The sequence below is a fragment of the Nocardia sp. NPDC049526 genome (assembly GCF_044465765.1).
GTDB lineage: Bacteria > Actinomycetota > Actinomycetes > Mycobacteriales > Mycobacteriaceae > Nocardia.
The window spans coordinates 107,235-123,711 of sequence record NZ_JBITMA010000016.1; the positions used below are offsets into that span (position 1 = coordinate 107,235).

Here is a 16,477-nt window from a genome sequence, read left to right on the forward strand (position 1 = left end):
CCGCGGTGCCACCCATTTGCGTGTTCGATAAAACTGTTGCGGCCTTCGCCGTAGCGGACGGGCGGCTCGTGTGGCAGGTCGGGCGAACGTTGCGGACCGATGTTCAGGGAATATCGCGCCGGGCCAGCCGTGGCTGCCCCGCGGTGCGCCAGTCGGGTGCATCCACCCCCGGCTTGGCAGCCGGGTAACCGTCACCGTTCACATCGCGCCAGTGCGCGTGGTTGAGCTGATGCAGATAGAAGTTGTTCTGGAGCGCGGTGCTGAATCCCATCGCGTCGAGCGTCTGGTTGACCGAATCCTTGATCAGCAGCGCCGTCATCGTGGGACGCTCGGCGATCCGGCGGGCGAATTCGACGGTCCGGCGCTCGAGCTCCTCCGGCGGGAAGACCTTGCTGACCATACCCAGGCGGTACGCGTCCTCGGCATCCAGCGCGTCGCCGGTGAGCAGCAGTTCTTTCGTCTTGCGGGGACCGAACTCCCAGGGGTGCGCGAAGTATTCCACGCCGCACATCCCCAACCGGGTCCCTACGACATCGGCGAAGACGGCATCCTCGGCCGCGACTATGAGATCGCAGGCCCACATCAGCATCAGACCGGCAGAGAGCACGTTGCCCTGGACCTGCGCGATGGTGATCTTGCGCAGGTTGCGCCAGTTGCGCGTATTGGCGAAGAAATGCTGCCACTCCTGCAACATCTGCTGTTCGACCGCACCTGTGCGGCTACCACCGTGAACGCGCGTGGAGGGGTGGGCACCAGGCCCCGGTTCGGTCTCTTGCCGCTGTACCGCCGAACCCATATCGTGTCCTGCGGAGAAGGCCGTGCCCGCACCAGAGAGTATCACGACTCGGACGGTGTCGTCGGCCTCGGCGAGACCGAACGCCTCGTCCAACTCCACCAGCAGCCCCCGATTCTGCGCATTGCGGGCCTGCGGCCTGTTCAGCGTTATCCGGACGATCTGCCCCTCGTCGAGCGCCTCATAACGAACGAACTCGAACTTGTCCACGGCTGTCATAGCTGCGCGGCCATTCCTCTCGGTCGGCGCCGGCCACGTCCGACCGCGCGCCCTCGGACGGTCTGTTTCGGTCAGGTCAGATCCGCCGCGAGATTCGACCAGTTGATCAGCATGGACGAACCGCGCGGCGTCAGGTCGTATCCGGTCTGCGGATAGCCGTTGCTGAGCACGCAGAACGACACCCCGCTCTCCGGATCACAGAAACCGATCTGGTAGGCAGAACCGGCGTGGCCGAATGTGGCGGGTGATCCGGTCGCCGGCATCCAGCCATCCGGGTTGTCGCCTCGGACGTTCACGAAGAGGCCGACCGAAGCCGGTTTGACGCCGCCCCCGTAGAGCTTGTCGCCCGCCGGGACCGCGGTCATCTGCGGCCGGGTCGCCTCCGCGATGACTTCACGCGACCACAGCGACGAGTGGAGCAGCGCCTGATAGTGCAGCGCGACATCGGCGGCGCCGGCGCAGACGGAATGCGCCGGCTCGCCGGCCGCCACCACGCGGCGGTCCCGGAAGAACCAGGGTCCCCACGGGTCGACGTCGGAGCCGTCGCCGTCCGTGCAGACCATCGGCGCGACCGTGGCGATCTGCTCCTCCTCGGTCAGTCCGAGGGCGAAGTCGAGACCGAGCGGCTCGGCGATCTCCCGGCGCAGGTAATCGGCCAGGCACAACCCGGACCGTCGTTCGACCACCTCCGCGATGATCCACGCGGTGGACGTCAGGTGATACTGCAGGACCTCGCCCGGCGTGCCGTCGAGGCGCCATTTGGCGAAGGCGGCCAGGCGCGCATCTCGGTCGGTCATTTTCGGAAACCCGAGCGGGGCGAAAGCCAGGCCCGCGGTATGCGTCAGCATATGTGTGAGCGTGACGACTTCTTTTCCGTTGGAACCGAATTCGGGAATGATGTCCGCGACGTGTTCGGATACGTCGAGTTTGCCGTCACCGACGAGTTTCCAGATCGCGCTCGCCACGATGGTCCGGCCCACCGACTGCAAGAGGTAGCGGGGCGCTCCAGCACCCCATGTCTCGTTCGCAACCAGCCGACCAGCCCGGGCGACAGCCACCTGAGCGGATGGGAGCGCCCCGTGTTCCACCTCGAGTCGGATCCGGCGGAGCAGCACGTCGAGTCGATACGGATCGACACCGACTTCCTCGGCCGCGACGACCTCTCGACTCGATGGGACGACTTCACTGCCCGTCATTCGCGTTCGCGCCTTTTCCCTCGGCCGGCCGGTTGCGTAGAAACCATGATCGTTATCAGGCGCCGAAGAGCTCGAGCCCGTTGTCACGTAGGAAGCGTTTGCGCGCCTCCTCGCCGAGCCCCTCCACCTTGGCGTAGAAGTCCGCAGGCTCGCGCAGGCCTTCGGCGTGCGGCCAGTCCGAACCCATGACGAGGGCATCGACGCCGCCCAGCCGAGCGGCGAGATCGATCGTGTCGTCCTCCGGGTAAGGCACGACGCGCACATGCCGCTTGAAAATGGCGCTCGGCCGCTCGTCCAGCTGACCGCCCAGCCAGCGCCCGTTGCGGGCCATCCCGCGGCTCTTGTCCATGTGCCGGATGAAGTGCGGGACCCATTCCGCGCCGTACTCACTGACCAGAACCTTGATGTTCGGATAACGCCCGAAAAGGTTGTCGAAGATCAGGGCCGACAACGTGTCGGTGATCGGCCGCTCACCGTAGGTGTTCTGCCACTGCCACGCGGAGAACTGGAACGGCGGGACCAGGCCCCAACCCCAGTGTGACGCAACGTTTTCCTGATAGTGGTACTCGGTGATGTGGAAGGACACCACCGCCCGCGCCTCGTTGACCCGGGCCCAGAACGGGTCGAAGTAGGGGTCGCCGGGCGACCGGCCGTTGACCGGTCCCGGCGGAAGCATGATGAATCGGGCACCGCCCGCCAACACCCGGTCGAGTTCTTCGCAGGCCCGATCGAGGTTGTCCAGCGACAGCAGGGCGGGGGCGTAGATCCGGTTCTGGGTGTTGAAACCCCAATCCTCGTCGATCCAGCGGTTGAAGGAGGTGAGGTTGTCGAACAGTACGTCACCCCGGAGGTAGGCCCACACGAACAGGCCCCAGCCGCCCGGGTACATGATGGACCGCTCGATCTGCTGCTCGGTCAACTGGACCAGGCGCGCGTCCTTGTCCCGGTATTCCTTCTGGATCGGCTCGTAGAACCGCTCAGCGTCGGTGGCGTTACCGGATGAGCGCGCTTTGAGCATCTCGACCAGCGAGCCGGGCACGTACGCCTGGTCGAGGTCGGCTTCGAGGGCGGTGACGATCCGGTCGTTCGCCAGCAGGAGCTTGCTCTTGCCGTCGGCCGACATGATCGGCCGCACCGCGGTGTCCAGCTTGTCCCTGGGCATGAACCGGGTGAAGCAGTCCTCCGCCTCGACAGAGTGCTGATCGAAATCCAGCAACTTGTAGGGGAGCACCCCTACCGAGTTGGTGATCAGTGCCATTCGTGAAGTCCCTTCGCACAGTCGGTCGCGTCGACGGCGACCCAGAAAGATAACCGAAATGTGAGAGATTCTATCGTATTGATAGATCCAATCACAAGGCTTCGTTAGGGCCGAACCGAACAGGACCCCTTCCGGATACGGAGAATCAGTAGGTTCGCAGGCCCATACTCCGGGCGATCCCGTTGCGCTGAATCTGGCTCGTCCCCCCGGAGATGGTGGTCACAATGGATTCGCGGTAGCGGAAACTCATGACGCTCTCCGTCGAGAACCCGTGACCGGCCATCACCTGCATGCCCAGGCGAGCGGCATTGGCATACGTCTCCGAGCCCTTGAGCTTGGCCATCGCGCCCTCGCGAGTACAGGGCATCCCCTGCTTGAGCATCCACGCAGCTCGGCGCGTCAGCAGGCGTGCCGAGTCGATTTCTACCTGCATGTCCGCCATCGCATGAGCGAGCGCCTGGAATTCACCGATCGGGCGGCCGAACGCATGCCGGACCTTCGAATACTCGAGCATCTCGTCGAGCGTCGCCTGCGCGGCTCCGACATAGCCGCCGCTGAGCAGAACCCGTTCCAGCTCGAGATTCGAGAGCATAACCTTCCACGCCTCCCCCTCCGGCCCCACCAGACTTTCTTTGGGCACCTTGACATTCGACAGCGTGATTTCGGTGGTCCCCAGGATGTGACGAGCCAACGTCGGGGTGCGGCGAATCTCCACCCCCTCGGCGTTCGGATCGACCAGCAGCAGAGTCAAACCCTTGTGTTTGGGCTCCCGCGCACCGGTCCGCACGTACATTGCGATCGTCGTGTTGGGCTGACTCCCGCCCGTGCACCACATCTTCTGACCGTTGACCACATAGTGGTCCCCGGCGTCGACCGCACTGGTCCGCAAAGAGGCGGCATCGGAGCCGGCCTCCGGCTCCGACATTGCCACCGCGAGCCGATGCTTGCCCGTCATGATCTGTTCGCGCACCCAACGTTTCTGCTCCGGGTTCGCCCACCGGTTCACGGTCATGGCCGGGATCAGAACCCCGATGAAGCACATGGCCACATCGAAACTCGCGCGCCCGAGCTCCTCGGCGATCAGGGCGAGCTCCAGCGGGCCACCGCCTTCACCACCGTCCTGCTCGGAGAACGGAAGCGAGAACCAGCCGAGACCGGCGAAACCGTCCAAGAGTTCAGTCGGAAGCACCCCTTCCTCGTCCCACCGCTTCGCCGTCTCCGGCGGGCACACTTTCGTCACGAAATCCCGGGCGGTCTTCCGGAGCATCTCCTGCTCATCGGTCATCCCAAAATCCACGAGTGCATCCTTCCCACACTGAGCCGCGCGGGCATACATAAGCCTGCATTATCTAACTTATTATACTATACGAGTGGTGGCGACTCCGCTCGCGAGCTCCATCACGATGTGCGCGCTCCATCGAAGGCCCGATCCGGGGCCCTGTGCGCGATACGCGAGGTAGACGCGCCGACAACACCCCCACGATCTCCCGAACGAGAGCCTTGCCCGATTTCCCGACCCATGCCGATACGCCTGTGCCCGAATTGATGCCAGCGCCCACGCAAGTGATCAAGCTGCACCGTGGCGGCGCGAACTTGGTGCCGCGCAGATGAAACGGGTCGGGCGAGGCGTCATGTCGAGCGCTCATCACCCCCACGAACTCGCACGCTCGCTACAGCCGGACAATATAGTTTGATAATATGTTTATTTCCGCGGTGATGGGCATCTGATCGGTCGCCCGATCGATGCATCAGCCGCCTACCACACAGAGCATGAACAGTGATCTGGATGTGACCGCTGTGCCATCGATTCCCCCTCTGCTCGATCCTCACCGTCGCCGCGTGTGCGTCACATTCCCGTCGATGGGGATCCGCCTCGACTATCAGTGCGATCTCGCCGCGGCGGAGGCGTTCGCGCGACGCATGCGGGGACATCCATACGCGCGCGTGGCGGTCGACTGCAATCTCCGGCCCGAACTGCCGCTACTACCCTGCATCCGGCTCTGGTCCGACCACCGTTCCCACCCGGTTCGACCGAACGGACATCCGTGCACTCTCGGTGATCCCTCATGATCGAAATATCGTCGTCCACATGGTTATTCGTGCCCGGCGACCGGCCCGACCGATTTTCGAAAGCAGCGGAAAGCGGCGCCGATGAGGTCATCATCGACCTCGAAGATGCCGTCGCCGACAACCACAAGGCACTCGCCCGCGCCGACGCCGCGAAGTGGCTATCGAACCGCGGCCAGGCATGGGTCAGGATCAACGCCGTGAACACTCCCTGGGCCGACGCCGACATCGAGACGATCGCGACCTGTCCCGGGCTGCGCGGGGTTCTCGTACCGAAAGCGGAAAGGGCCGCGAACCTCTCGATGATCGGCGGGCGTCTCGGCAGCGACCGAGGGGTTATCGCCTTGGTCGAAACCGCGCTCGGGATACACAATGCGCACGAACTCGCCGCCTGCCCCGAGGTCGGGCGGCTGGCCTTCGGCTCGGTCGACTTCGCACACGATATCGATGCGACCGAAGACGACCGCTCGCTGCTGCTGGCCCGGTCCACGCTGGTCCTGGCATCGAAAGTTGCCGATTTACCGGCGCCGATCGATGGTGTCAGTGTCCGGATTCGAGACAGCGAAGCCGTCGCCGAGGCGGCTGAGCAGGCTCGCGCGCTGGGGTTCGGTGGGAAACTCTGCATCCATCCGGCGCAAATCGCGGCTACGGCAGCCGCGTTCCGGCCCAGCCGAGAAGACATCGCGTGGGCTCAGCGCATTGTCGCATCGTTCACGGGACAAGCCGGAGCGGTCCGTGCGGACGGGGAGATGGTCGACAAGCCCGTTTTCGAACGAGCGCGGCGAATTCTTGCGCGATCTTCGATCGCATACCCGAAGACTGTGGACTGAAAGAGCGGGGCGCGGCGAACGCCGTCCCCCGCGAAAGCTCGGACCGGCGCCGACAGCGAAGTCTGCCGTGTACCGACTTCGCCATCGGTGACGCCGACCTACCGTGTCCGCATTATTCGGTGCGGATCCGGGGCCCGGGCAGACCGCAGGCACACCGCGCCTCGTCGACCGTCCCGTTCATGTTCAGCTCGATATCCCGTCCCCGGTACCGACGGTCCCCGGTTACCGTGAGGCGTGGCCGCGCCGAGACGGCGGTGACCTGCCATTCCTCGGGATCGAGATGCAGCCCGGTGGCTTCCCGGCACGACAGGCCGAGCGCGGGTCCCAGCATTGCCATCTCGGCGGGCCGCAGTCCGGCGGCACGCAGCGGTTCGAGCGCATCGCGCCGCGCCCAGATCACCGGCGCCTTGTCCACCATGGCCGCGGCCGCCCGGTCATCAGCAAGCAGCGGCTCGACCATCTCCCCCGGCAGCCCGATAATCGCTTTGACGGGCAGCAAGCTCACTATGGTCGCGGCGCGCCGGGCGTCCCAGGCATAGGGTTCGGCATTGCTGAACACCACGCCCAACTCACGCATGGCGCGAACCACCGGACCGAGCCACGGACCTTCGGAATTGCGGCCGATCAGCAGCGCGTGCTGTCCCGGCTCCAGACCCCAGACCTCCAGGAGCCGCCGGGCCCACACGGTATCTCGTTCGTATTCCGGCCAACCGATCTCGAAAGCGCGGTTACCATCCGGACGGGAGAAATGCCCGATCCCGGCCAGCAACGGGTGCCGCCCGGCCATGGCTGCAGTCATAGATTCACGGCTCATGCCTTCACCACCCTCGCGAACTTGGCCACACTGGAATTGCGGGCCACCAAATCGTCGACCGGAACCAGTTCTATCTCCGGTTCGACGCCCACCTGTGCGGCGATCACACTGTGCAGCTGGTGGCGCAGGCCGTCCAGGTCCAATCCCTCGGCCGGCTGGTAGCCGACCCGCAGGCGGAGGCGGTCGACCACCCGCGACTCACGAATGATCTGGAACATCCCGTCATGAGTCGCTTCCAGCGTTTCGATCGCTTGCCACAACTCGCTGATTACTACCGGCCGACCCTGGACGATCGTCTCGTCACCCAGGCGGCCGATGATCCACGCCCGTCGATGGGTACGGCCGCAACCGCAGGTTCCTGAATCGAGCCGAACGAGGTCGCCGCTGCGATACCGGATGAGCGGGGCTGCCCGATTGTCCAGATCAGTGGCGACAAGCTCGCCGACCTCGCCCATCGGAACAGCCCGAAGACTGTCGGTTTCCAGTGTTTCAGCAACGACCAGGTCCTCCCAGAGGTGGTAGCCGTTGTGCTCACGACACTCCCAGGCGGTTCCCGTATCACCGGCGCTGCCGTAGGTGAACAGCTCGACACCCCACTCGTCCCGCACCTTGGCAGCCAGGGCCGCACCGAGCGGCTGCCCGGCGAACGCGGCGCCCTTGAGCGAAGACAACGCTTCTCGCAGGTCGTAGGTATCCGCGACCCGCTCCAGATCGAGCAGCGTCGGCATCAGCAGCTGCATATAGGTGGGCCGGAATCGCCGCAGGGCCGCGACCACTTCCGAAGCGTGGCCGATCCAGGAGTCGAGATAGATCGGGACGAGCCCCATCTGCTGGTAGAACGTGTCATAGAAGCCGCGCATCACGCCCGCGGGTACCAGCACACGGTCCCCGGGCCGGACGCCGATCTCCCACATGTCGCGGGCCGAGCAAGCCGGCAACGGGGGCATGGTCTCCCACATCTCCGGTAGCAGTTCTGGCATCCCGGTCGTGCCCGATGTGGTCATGATCGACGTCAGTCGGCTGGTCGGTACTTGCAGCAGGCCGCCGAAGGGATCACCGGTCCGGTCCCGGTAGGCACGCACGTCGTCCTTCGTGAAGGTCGGCACCAACTCGAAGAAGTCATCGAGCGAACGCACCTTAACCGGATCCACGCCGGCGGCCGACCAAAGCTCACGGTAGAACGGTGAGTTCTCATATGCGGCGGGCAGCAACTCGAGCACTCGTTCTTCTTGCAGAGCGCGCAGTTGCTCACGCGGCATCGTTTCGATGTCCGGCTGTAGGAACCGCCGGTTCGGATCGTCCACGCCCGATTCGAGCGTACTGGACCTGGTTGCGTCCACGTCGTCTTCCTTCGTAGGTCATACATCAGCAAGCGATGTCGGTGACACCGTAGGCCGAGTTAGGCCCTGCGGCGGCGGGAACGCTGTTCCCTACGGAACTCGTTCAAACGCGACATTACATAGTGTAATCATCTATATGATTACCAATCGCAGTTCCGACTGTCCAGCAGCAATTCGACCGGATCCCACGCAGGGACGCCCCTCCTCCGGCAAAGACCTGAATGAGATACCTGTTGGATTACGCAAGGAAGGAAGCCCCTTGGACACCGCGACCGTCCCCGAACCGGGCGGCTTTGCCGACGGCCGGGGCACCCGATTGGCCGGTATGGCCGCGCTGGTCGCCGGCGCCGGAAGCTCAGGGGACTTCCTCGGCACCGGTGCTGCCAGCGCCTCGTTGTTCGCTGCGCAGGGCGCGGTGACCGGCGTGCTGGACGCCTCGCCCGGGCGTGCCGCGGCCACCTGTGACCTGATCACACGCCAGGGTGGAACGGCCATCGCATTGACCGCCGACATCACCGACGAGAATGCGGTACATAGGGCGGTGGAGCGGTTCACCGCAGAAACCGGCCGCATCGACGTGGTCATGAACAACACCGGCATTGCCGTCGGCGAGTGGGACCGAGTGTTCGCGGTAAACGCCAAGGGCACCGCGCTGGTCAGCGAGGCCGCACACCGTTATCTGGCGAAAAGCTCGATGGCCTCGGTCATCAACGTTTCCTCGATCGCGGCGCTGCGCGGATTCGGCGGGGGCGCATACGCGGCGAGCAAAGGCGCGGTGTTGTCGATGACCACCGACTACGCATACCGCTGGGGACCGGACGGCATCCGGGTCAACTGCCTGGTGCCCGGCCACCTCTACCCACCCATGGGCGACCAGGGCAGTGACACCGGTGTACGGGATGTGCGCCGCAAAGCGAATCTGCTCGGCACCGAAGGGGACGCATGGGACCTCGCCTGGGCGGCACTGTTCCTGGCCAGCCCCGAATCCCGATGGATCACCGGCACAGTTCTGCCCGTCGATGCCGGCACCACCACCGCAACCGGCCTCGGCATGCTCGGCCGCCTCACCTCATAGCAGCAGGCCGACCGGCGCAATCAGCACCGGTCGGCCATGGCGAGAATTTCGGCGGAATCAGCCCATCAGATCGAGCACCGTGGTGACGTCCGGACGCAAGAGGTAGTCGCGCGCTTCGGTCAGGTGTTTGCGCCACACCTCCTCGGCGCCGGACTCCACACCTGCTTCGATGAGATCGACTACCCGATGGTGGGCCTTGAGTCCCAGGCCGATACCCGTCTCTTCGGCCTTCGCGACCTTCGCCTCCACCCAGTCGATATTGGCCCGGTCGATGATGTGCTGAACCATGCCGGTCAGGACTCGCAGGGTCTGGTTGCCGGTCAGCTCGACCAATAGGGCGTGGAACGCGGTATGCGTCCTGATCGCCAGCAGGGGACTATCAGCTGCGGCGTCGTGTTCGACGAGCGCGGCCCGCAACCGCTCGACATCCGCGGGGGTCCGGCGCGCCGCCAGCAGGCCGATGATGGGCGGTTCGATCAAAATCCGCGCCTCATATACATCAGCCAGCGTCGTTCCGCGGAACTCGAGCACGAAGCCGGCATATCGAGCGGCCACGTCGATATTCGGCACCTGTACTCGGGCACCGCCATGGGCACCGCGACGCACAGTGATCAGCGATTCGGACTCGAGCACCCGGAAAGCTTCGCGCAGTGTCGGCCGGGATACATTGAACCGTTCCAGAAGTTCGGCCTCCGACGGCAGGGCCGCCCCCTCGGCGAGGTCGCCGCGGATGATCTGCCGACGAAGCTGGTCGGCGATCAGTTCCGCAGTCTTGGGCAAGCGGGGCGGCTGAAGCCTTTCGACGGACACCGTATCGAGCTGAGTCACTGCCTTCCTCTCGGTTCTCTGTCGCAGTCGATTGTGCTTCGTCGCACGCTCATCTAGTTATTTAACTATACCGTATAGCGCACCGACGCCCCGCCTGACCGACGCCGGTGTGTCACGAACGACACGGCCACTGGGCCGTCACCGTGAATTTCGCAGGCCCCGAGGGAACATCCCAGGCTTGCTCAGCTGGCAATACCCTTGCAATAATAGGTTAATGATTTATCTATCAAGTCCTCGGTTGGACCTCCATGACAGCTACTGACAGCGACCGCGGGACCGCTGCCCGGCACGGCCCGCTCCGGGGAGTCAAGGTAATCGAGATCGCCGGTCTGGGCCCCGGCCCGTATGCTGCGATGCTGCTCTCCGATATGGGAGCCGACGTGGTCCGGGTGGACCGCCCGGGACCGGTGTCCGGCCGGCCGGAGGTCTATGCGCTGGCCCGTGGACGACGCTCCGTGGCGATCGATACGAAACAGGCCGAGGGTCTGGCAACGCTGCTGGACCTGGTCGGCGTCGCCGATGTCCTCATCGAGGGGTTCCGGCCCGGTGTCGCCGAGCGCCTCGGCTTCGGCCCCGACACCTGCCACAGTCACAACCCGCGACTCGTCTACGCCCGGATGACGGGCTGGGGTCAGGACGGACCATTCAGCCGGATGGCCGGACACGACCTCAACTACCTCGGGCTCACCGGGGCCCTGACACTGCTGCAGCACTCGGCCGACTCTCCTCCCCCCTCACCCCCAGGGTTCATTGCCGATTTCGGCGGCGGCGGGCTCATGATGGCTTTCGGTATCGTCAGCGCACTGCACGAGGCACAGCGTTCCGGATCCGGCCAGGTCATCGACGCGGCCATGGTCGACGGCGTGGCTTCGCTGACGACGCTGATCTATTCGATGACGGCGCAGGGGCGCTGGAATCTGGATCAACCCGGCACAAACTTCTGCGATGGGGGCGCCCCCTACTATGCGATATACGAGGCCGCGGACGGGAAATACCTCGCGGTCGCTCCGATCGAACCACAGTTCTACGCGACCATGGTCGATCTGCTGGGATTGTCGCTCGACGAGCTGCCCGATCGTGAGGATCCGACCCACTGGGATGAGCTGAAGGAACTGTTCGCAGGAATCTTCCGCACGAAACCCCGCGAGCACTGGACAACATTGTTCGACGGGACCGACGCATGCGTCACCCCCGTCCTCAACTTCGCCGAAGCGAGGCAACATCCGCACAACCTGGCCCGACACACCTTCGTCGAGGAATTCGGCGTGGTCCAGCCGGCGCCGGCACCACGGCTGGGCGCCACGCCTGCCACCATTGCCCGACCACCCGCAGTTCCCGGTGCCCACTCGCGGGAAGTACTGCTCGACTGGGGCATCGCCGCCGAGCGGGTCGGCACACTGATCGACTCGGGCGTGGTGGTCGAGTCACCCGCTTGAGAGCCACATTCGGCGCAAACGCCTCGGGCCCGGTCGCGATGTGGCGACCGGGCCCGAGGCGTTTCGCTCAGATACCGAGTCGGTCGGCGAGCAACTGCCGGTGAAAATCGGAGCCGCCGAGCAGAGCCTGAGAGCTTTTCGCCCGCTTCAAATAGAGGTGTGCCGGATGTTCCCAGGTGAACCCGATCCCACCGTGGATCTGGATGTTGTCGCCCGCCGCCTGCAGATAGGCATCGACGCAGTGCGCCTTGACCATCGGGGCCACCACGGGCACATCGGCCTGCCCGGTAGCGGCGGCCCACAGCGCGTAATACACCGCAGACCGCGACGACTCGAGTTCGACCAACATCGAGGCACACATGTGCTTGATCGCCTGAAACGACCCGATCGGCCGGCCGAACTGCTCGCGTACCTTGGCGTACTCCACTGCCATATCGAGCACCCGCCCGGTGCCACCGAGCGCATCGGCGGCGAGCGCGATTGATGTCAGGTCGAGCATTCGGACGACCGCAGACGTCGGATCGGACCCGGCCAGCCGCTCGGCGGGGGTGTCGGAGAAGGTCAGCCGGGCCAGTTTGCGGGTTTGATCCATCGTGGGCAGCGGCGTCCGCTCGAGCCCGGGCGCGGTCGCTTCGACCGCGAATACACCCAGTTCGCCGCGTGCACGCGCTACGACCAGAACCAGGTCTGCACCGGCGCCGTCGACGACATAGGACTTGTGTCCGTCGAGCCGCCAGCCGTCTTCCACGGACCGCGCGGCCAGGGTTACCGCATCCGGCTGCCACGAGCCCTCATCCTCGGCCAGCGCCACAGTGGCCACCAGATCCCCGCTTGCGATACCCGGCAACCACCGCGCACAGGCCGCCTCGTCATCGAGCGCCAGCAGCAGCTGCGCGGCCATGACGCCGGAAGCCAGGAATGGGGACACCGTCAGTGCCCGGCCGAGTTCCTCGAGCGCGATCCCGAGTTCGACGAAGGTGAAGCCGGCGCCGCCGTACTCCTCCGGGATGGCAATGCCTTGCAACCCGATTTCCGCGCCCATCTGCTTCCACAATTGCCGGTCGAAGCCGGCGGGCTCGGCCATTCGGGCTCGGACGGCTTGCTCACCGGCTCGTTCGGTCAAGAACTCCCGCACTACTTCCTGCAGCGTGGTCTGTTCGTCGTTGAGTGCGAACTCCACCACGATTCACCCCTTCCGGGCGGAAAACTTGTCCGGGACCGAGCGGTAGTCGGCGGTGTCGTGTGACTGGCTTTCAGCGGCTAGGCCGTATCCCAACATCGAGACCGAGGCTTGCCGCAGGTGCTGATTGAGGACCATTTTGGTGTCCTGGACCGCCTGCGGGGGCAGGTCCGCGAGTCCGCGGGCACTGGCCATCGCGTTCTCGAACAGCTGATCTGCGGGGTCGGCGTAGGTCGCGAGTCCCAAGGCCACGGCCTCGGCAGCAGGAATACGCTCGCCGGTCAGCAGGTAGCGCTTGGCCCGAAGCAGGCCGATGCTCAGCGGCATCGCGACCGCCCCGCCGTCACCGGCTACCAAAGCCACCTGTACATGCGGATCGGCCATATACGTCGAATCGGCGATGTGCACGATGTCGCACGCAGCGGCCAGGGTGCAGCCCAACCCCACCGCGGGCCCGTTCACCGCGGCCACCACGGGCAGATGCACGTTGAGCAGATCCTCGAAGAGCTGCCGGCCCTCACGCAGCCGGGCCCGGCGAAGGGCGAGATCATCTGCCAGGACCGCGAAGTCCTCGATATCGCCGCCAGCGCTGAACGCGCGGCCGGCCCCCGTCAGAACAATCGCGCGCGCATCCGGGTCGGCGCACACTGCGCGCAGCGCCGCCAGCAGAGCCAGGTGCATGTCCGAACTGAAGGCGTTGCGTGCGTCGGGACGGTTGAAGGTGATGACCCTGACGGGACCGTCCGTGGCGACGAGTACGGGCTCGTCTGTCATGTTCACACTCCTCGTGCGAGTTGGTTGCCGAATTCGGGTCTCCACGTCCCAACAGTGACATTGACGATCCGAACAGTAGAAAGATACAACTATTTATACCTAAACCCGTTCATGTTGTCACAATCGCCCGGCGATGTGCGAACACGAGCACACCCCAGGACCCGGAGCGACCGGCCCGGCCCGATCGGAAAGAGGTAGCGACGATGTCACCGAAGGCACTCGACGGCGTCAGAGTATTGGACCTGAGCAGAATTCTTGCCGCGCCGTTCGCGACGCAACAGCTGGCAGATCTGGGTGCCGACGTGATCAAGATCGAGCAACCGGGGCGCGGCGACGACGCGCGCGAGTACGGTCCACCCTTCCTGGGCGAGGACGCGAACGCCGGAATGGCGGCCTTCTTTCTCAGCTGTAACCGCAACAAGCGGTCGGTGACGGTCGATTTCACAACCGCCCGCGGACAGGAAATCCTGCACAAGCTGATCTCGTGCTCCGATGTGGTGGTGGAGAACTTCCGCCCCGGCGTACTCGACAAGTACGGCCTCGGCTGGCAGGACGTGCACACCCAGTTCCCGCATGTCGTGATGTGTTCGGTGACCGGATTCGGGCAAGACGGTCCATACCGCTCCCGGCCGGGCTACGACGGTATTTTCCAGGCGGTCAGCGGGATGATGAGCGTCTCGGGAGTGCCTGACGGGCAACCGGGCGCCGGGCCGATGAAGTCCGGCTTGTCGCTGGTGGACATCCTCACCGGCCTCTACACATCGTCGGCGATCCTGGCCGGTCTGCGCTACCGCGACCGCACCGGTGAGGGACAGCATCTCGACGTCTCGCTGCTCGACTGCGGGATCGCGAGCATGTCCCACTACGTCGAGAACTACCTTGTCTCCGGAACAGTTCCCGAACGCCGCGGCAACGGCGGGTTCGGCGGAATCCCTTCGCAGGCATTTCGCTGTGCCGACGACCGGATGATCTTCCTGGTGGCTTCTTCCAATGACCAGTTCGGTCGCGCGTGTGGTGCCCTCGGGCACCCGGAACTCACCTCGGATCCCCGGTTCGACTCGATCGCCGCGCGGATCGGCCACCGGCTCGAGCTGCTGGAGATTCTGGAGAAGATCTTCCGGAGCAAGCCCGCCGCGCACTGGCTCGCCGAACTGGAAGCCGTCGATGTCCCGGTCGGCCCGGTCAACGATATCGCCGAGGCGCTGGCGGACCCCCACGTCCGCTCCCGCGAGCTGCAGATCACCATGCAGCATGCGCAGAAGGGACCGATTCCGGGCCTGCGATATCCGATCAGGATGTCGGGCACTCCGGTCGCGGAATACACCGCGCCGCCCTCGCTGGGCGCGGACCGGGACGCGGTGCTGGGTGGTCTGCTCGGCTACGACGCCGAGAAGATCGCCGCCCTTGCCGCGGACGGGGTGATCTGACCGGTCCCGGTCCGTGCCCGGCTCACGCCGGGCGCGGCTCCCGCGGCAAGCCGAGGGTGCGTTCGGCAAGCACGTTCAGCTGGATCTGGGTGGTCCCACCGAAGATCGTCTCCGACCGACTGCCGAGGAACACCTGTTGTAGCCGGTTGAGCTGGTACTCGTCACCGACGACTTCGGCGGCCACGTCGAGCGCACGCATGGCGGTCTCCCCCATGCGGATATGAGCGCCGCTCGCGAACACTTTGCTCAGGGATGCCTGCACGGTGGCGTCGATACCGCGGCCCTTGATGGCCGTCATCAGCCGCCGACCGTTCCATTCCATGATGCGTGCCTCGGTCCAGGCCCGGACCAGGTCGCGGCGCAGCGCGGCGCTCGGAGTGCGACCGTGCGACCGGGCCGCTTCGATCATCGCGTCGACCTCGTGCTGGATCCGCAAGTGGTCGCCGAGCAGCGTGGTGCCACGCTCGGTGCCGAGGGCACCCATCGCCACACCCCACCCCTGATTCACCTCGCCGACGACAAGGTCCTGGGAGGTGGTGGCCCCATTGAAGAACACCTCGCAGAAGTCGTCACCACCGAGCATGTTGCGGATCGGACGGATTTCGACACCCGGCTGGTCGGCGGGTACGAGCAGCATGGAGATACCGCGGTGACGCGGGGCGTCCGGATCGGTGCGGCACAACACGTAGAGCCAGTCGGCGAATCCTCCGTGCGACGTCCAGACCTTCTGACCGTCGATGACCCATCGGTCACCGTCGCGCCGGGCCCGGGTGCGCAGACCGGCGAGATCGGATCCGTTGCCCGGCTCGCTGAACCCCTGCCCCCACAGTTCCTCGACCCGAGTGATCGGCGGCAGGAAGCGGGCCTTCTGCTCCCGGGTGCCGAACGCCAGCAAGGTCGGCCCGAAGAGGTCCTGCCCCTGCGTCGTGGCGCGGAACGGCGGATCGGCCCGCGCGTATTCGAGTTGGTAGATGAGCTGCTCGTCGACGGAGGCGTTACGGCCGCCGTACTCCTGCGGCCAGCCCATGCACAACCAGCCGCCGGCGGCGAGTTCTCGATCCCATGCCAGCCGCACGTCGAACGCTTCGGCGTCCCATGAGACCCCGACACCGCGATGCCGGGCGAACTCGCCGACGACGTGCTCGTCGAACCAGGTGCGCACCTCCTGCTGGAAGTCCGCGAGTTCCGGGGTGAGTGTCAAATCCACTGTGAGGGTCCTCCAGTCGGTGGGGTGAGCGGC

Annotated in this window: 14 protein-coding genes; 4 read left to right on the top strand and 10 right to left on the bottom strand. The window is 65.3% G+C overall.

Annotated features, from left to right (window positions below):
- Positions 1-103: 103 nt before the first annotated feature.
- From ACIBW7_RS36380 to ACIBW7_RS36395, 4 genes are all read right to left on the bottom strand, one after another.
- Positions 104-1,012, bottom strand: coding sequence for an enoyl-CoA hydratase (locus ACIBW7_RS36380; protein WP_397054484.1), 909 nt, complete (start codon positions 1,010-1,012; stop codon positions 104-106).
- A gap of 71 nt (positions 1,013-1,083) precedes the next feature.
- On the bottom strand, positions 1,084-2,208 hold the full coding sequence (locus tag ACIBW7_RS36385; protein ID WP_397054486.1) for a serine hydrolase domain-containing protein: 1,125 nt from the start codon (positions 2,206-2,208) through the stop codon (positions 1,084-1,086).
- A 55-nt stretch (positions 2,209-2,263) separates the two neighbouring features.
- Positions 2,264-3,466: an amidohydrolase family protein gene (locus ACIBW7_RS36390; protein WP_397054488.1), complete on the bottom strand. Its 1,203-nt coding sequence runs from the start codon at positions 3,464-3,466 to the stop codon at positions 2,264-2,266.
- 145 nt (positions 3,467-3,611) lie between these two features.
- Positions 3,612-4,751: an acyl-CoA dehydrogenase family protein gene (locus ACIBW7_RS36395; protein WP_397054490.1), complete on the bottom strand. Its 1,140-nt coding sequence runs from the start codon at positions 4,749-4,751 to the stop codon at positions 3,612-3,614.
- A gap of 781 nt (positions 4,752-5,532) precedes the next feature.
- Here ACIBW7_RS36395 and ACIBW7_RS36400 point away from each other — a divergent pair.
- Positions 5,533-6,363 carry an HpcH/HpaI aldolase/citrate lyase family protein gene (locus ACIBW7_RS36400; RefSeq protein ID WP_397054492.1) on the top strand — a complete coding sequence of 277 codons (831 nt, stop codon included), beginning with the start codon at positions 5,533-5,535 and terminating at the stop codon, positions 6,361-6,363.
- 112 nt (positions 6,364-6,475) lie between these two features.
- On the opposite strand, the gene ACIBW7_RS36405 is transcribed toward ACIBW7_RS36400, so the two are convergent.
- Together ACIBW7_RS36405 and ACIBW7_RS36410 are read right to left on the bottom strand one after the other, a co-directional pair.
- Entirely contained in the window at positions 6,476-7,177 is a 702-nt protein-coding gene (locus ACIBW7_RS36405) for a hypothetical protein (protein WP_397054494.1), read from the bottom strand.
- Entirely contained in the window at positions 7,174-8,517 is a 1,344-nt protein-coding gene (locus tag ACIBW7_RS36410; RefSeq protein ID WP_397054496.1) for a phenylacetate--CoA ligase family protein, read from the bottom strand. The genes ACIBW7_RS36405 and ACIBW7_RS36410 overlap by 4 nt, the downstream gene beginning before the upstream one ends.
- Before the next feature lie 259 nt (positions 8,518-8,776).
- Between ACIBW7_RS36410 and ACIBW7_RS36415 the strand changes: the two genes are divergently transcribed.
- Positions 8,777-9,592: an SDR family NAD(P)-dependent oxidoreductase gene (locus tag ACIBW7_RS36415; RefSeq protein WP_397054498.1), complete on the top strand. Its 816-nt coding sequence runs from the start codon at positions 8,777-8,779 to the stop codon at positions 9,590-9,592.
- 57 nt (positions 9,593-9,649) lie between these two features.
- Here the strand turns inward: ACIBW7_RS36415 and ACIBW7_RS36420 are convergent, their stop codons facing one another.
- Positions 9,650-10,420: a FadR/GntR family transcriptional regulator gene (locus tag ACIBW7_RS36420; RefSeq protein WP_397054500.1), complete on the bottom strand. Its 771-nt coding sequence runs from the start codon at positions 10,418-10,420 to the stop codon at positions 9,650-9,652.
- 248 nt (positions 10,421-10,668) lie between these two features.
- Here ACIBW7_RS36420 and ACIBW7_RS36425 point away from each other — a divergent pair, with 248 nt between their 5' ends.
- Entirely contained in the window at positions 10,669-11,856 is a 1,188-nt protein-coding gene (locus ACIBW7_RS36425) for a CaiB/BaiF CoA transferase family protein (protein WP_397054502.1), read from the top strand.
- Positions 11,857-11,923: 67 nt separating this feature from the next.
- Here ACIBW7_RS36425 and ACIBW7_RS36430 read toward each other — a convergent pair whose 3' ends face one another.
- Together ACIBW7_RS36430 and ACIBW7_RS36435 are read right to left on the bottom strand one after the other, a co-directional pair.
- Complete coding sequence (locus ACIBW7_RS36430) at positions 11,924-13,039, bottom strand: acyl-CoA dehydrogenase family protein (RefSeq protein ID WP_397054504.1); 1,116 nt, start codon at positions 13,037-13,039, stop codon at positions 11,924-11,926.
- A gap of 3 nt (positions 13,040-13,042) precedes the next feature.
- The gene (locus ACIBW7_RS36435; RefSeq protein ID WP_397054506.1) at positions 13,043-13,810 is read right to left on the bottom strand and encodes an enoyl-CoA hydratase/isomerase family protein; all 768 of its coding nucleotides are present in this window, start codon (positions 13,808-13,810) and stop codon (positions 13,043-13,045) included.
- 203 nt (positions 13,811-14,013) lie between these two features.
- Between ACIBW7_RS36435 and ACIBW7_RS36440 the strand changes: the two genes are divergently transcribed.
- Entirely contained in the window at positions 14,014-15,237 is a 1,224-nt protein-coding gene (locus ACIBW7_RS36440; RefSeq protein WP_397054508.1) for a CaiB/BaiF CoA transferase family protein, read from the top strand.
- A 22-nt stretch (positions 15,238-15,259) separates the two neighbouring features.
- Here the strand turns inward: ACIBW7_RS36440 and ACIBW7_RS36445 are convergent, their stop codons facing one another.
- Positions 15,260-16,444: an acyl-CoA dehydrogenase family protein gene (locus tag ACIBW7_RS36445; RefSeq protein ID WP_397054510.1), complete on the bottom strand. Its 1,185-nt coding sequence runs from the start codon at positions 16,442-16,444 to the stop codon at positions 15,260-15,262.
- Positions 16,445-16,477: the final 33 nt, after the last annotated feature.

Bases quoted from the DNA above. Each gene is read 5' to 3' on its own strand.
- ACIBW7_RS36380 (WP_397054484.1), bottom strand. From the start codon at position 1,012: ATGACAGCCGTGGACAAGTTCGAGTTCGTTCGTTATGAGGCGCTCGAC.
- ACIBW7_RS36395 (WP_397054490.1), bottom strand. From the start codon at position 4,751: ATGACCGATGAGCAGGAGATGCTCCGGAAGACCGCCCGGGATTTCGTG.
- ACIBW7_RS36385 (WP_397054486.1), bottom strand. From the start codon at position 2,208: ATGACGGGCAGTGAAGTCGTCCCATCGAGTCGAGAGGTCGTCGCGGCC.
- ACIBW7_RS36390 (WP_397054488.1), bottom strand. From the start codon at position 3,466: ATGGCACTGATCACCAACTCGGTAGGGGTGCTCCCCTACAAGTTGCTG.
- ACIBW7_RS36425 (WP_397054502.1), top strand. From the start codon at position 10,669: ATGACAGCTACTGACAGCGACCGCGGGACCGCTGCCCGGCACGGCCCG.
- ACIBW7_RS36440 (WP_397054508.1), top strand. From the start codon at position 14,014: ATGTCACCGAAGGCACTCGACGGCGTCAGAGTATTGGACCTGAGCAGA.
- ACIBW7_RS36435 (WP_397054506.1), bottom strand. From the start codon at position 13,810: ATGACAGACGAGCCCGTACTCGTCGCCACGGACGGTCCCGTCAGGGTC.
- ACIBW7_RS36400 (WP_397054492.1), top strand. From the start codon at position 5,533: ATGATCGAAATATCGTCGTCCACATGGTTATTCGTGCCCGGCGACCGG.
- ACIBW7_RS36405 (WP_397054494.1), bottom strand. From the start codon at position 7,177: ATGAGCCGTGAATCTATGACTGCAGCCATGGCCGGGCGGCACCCGTTG.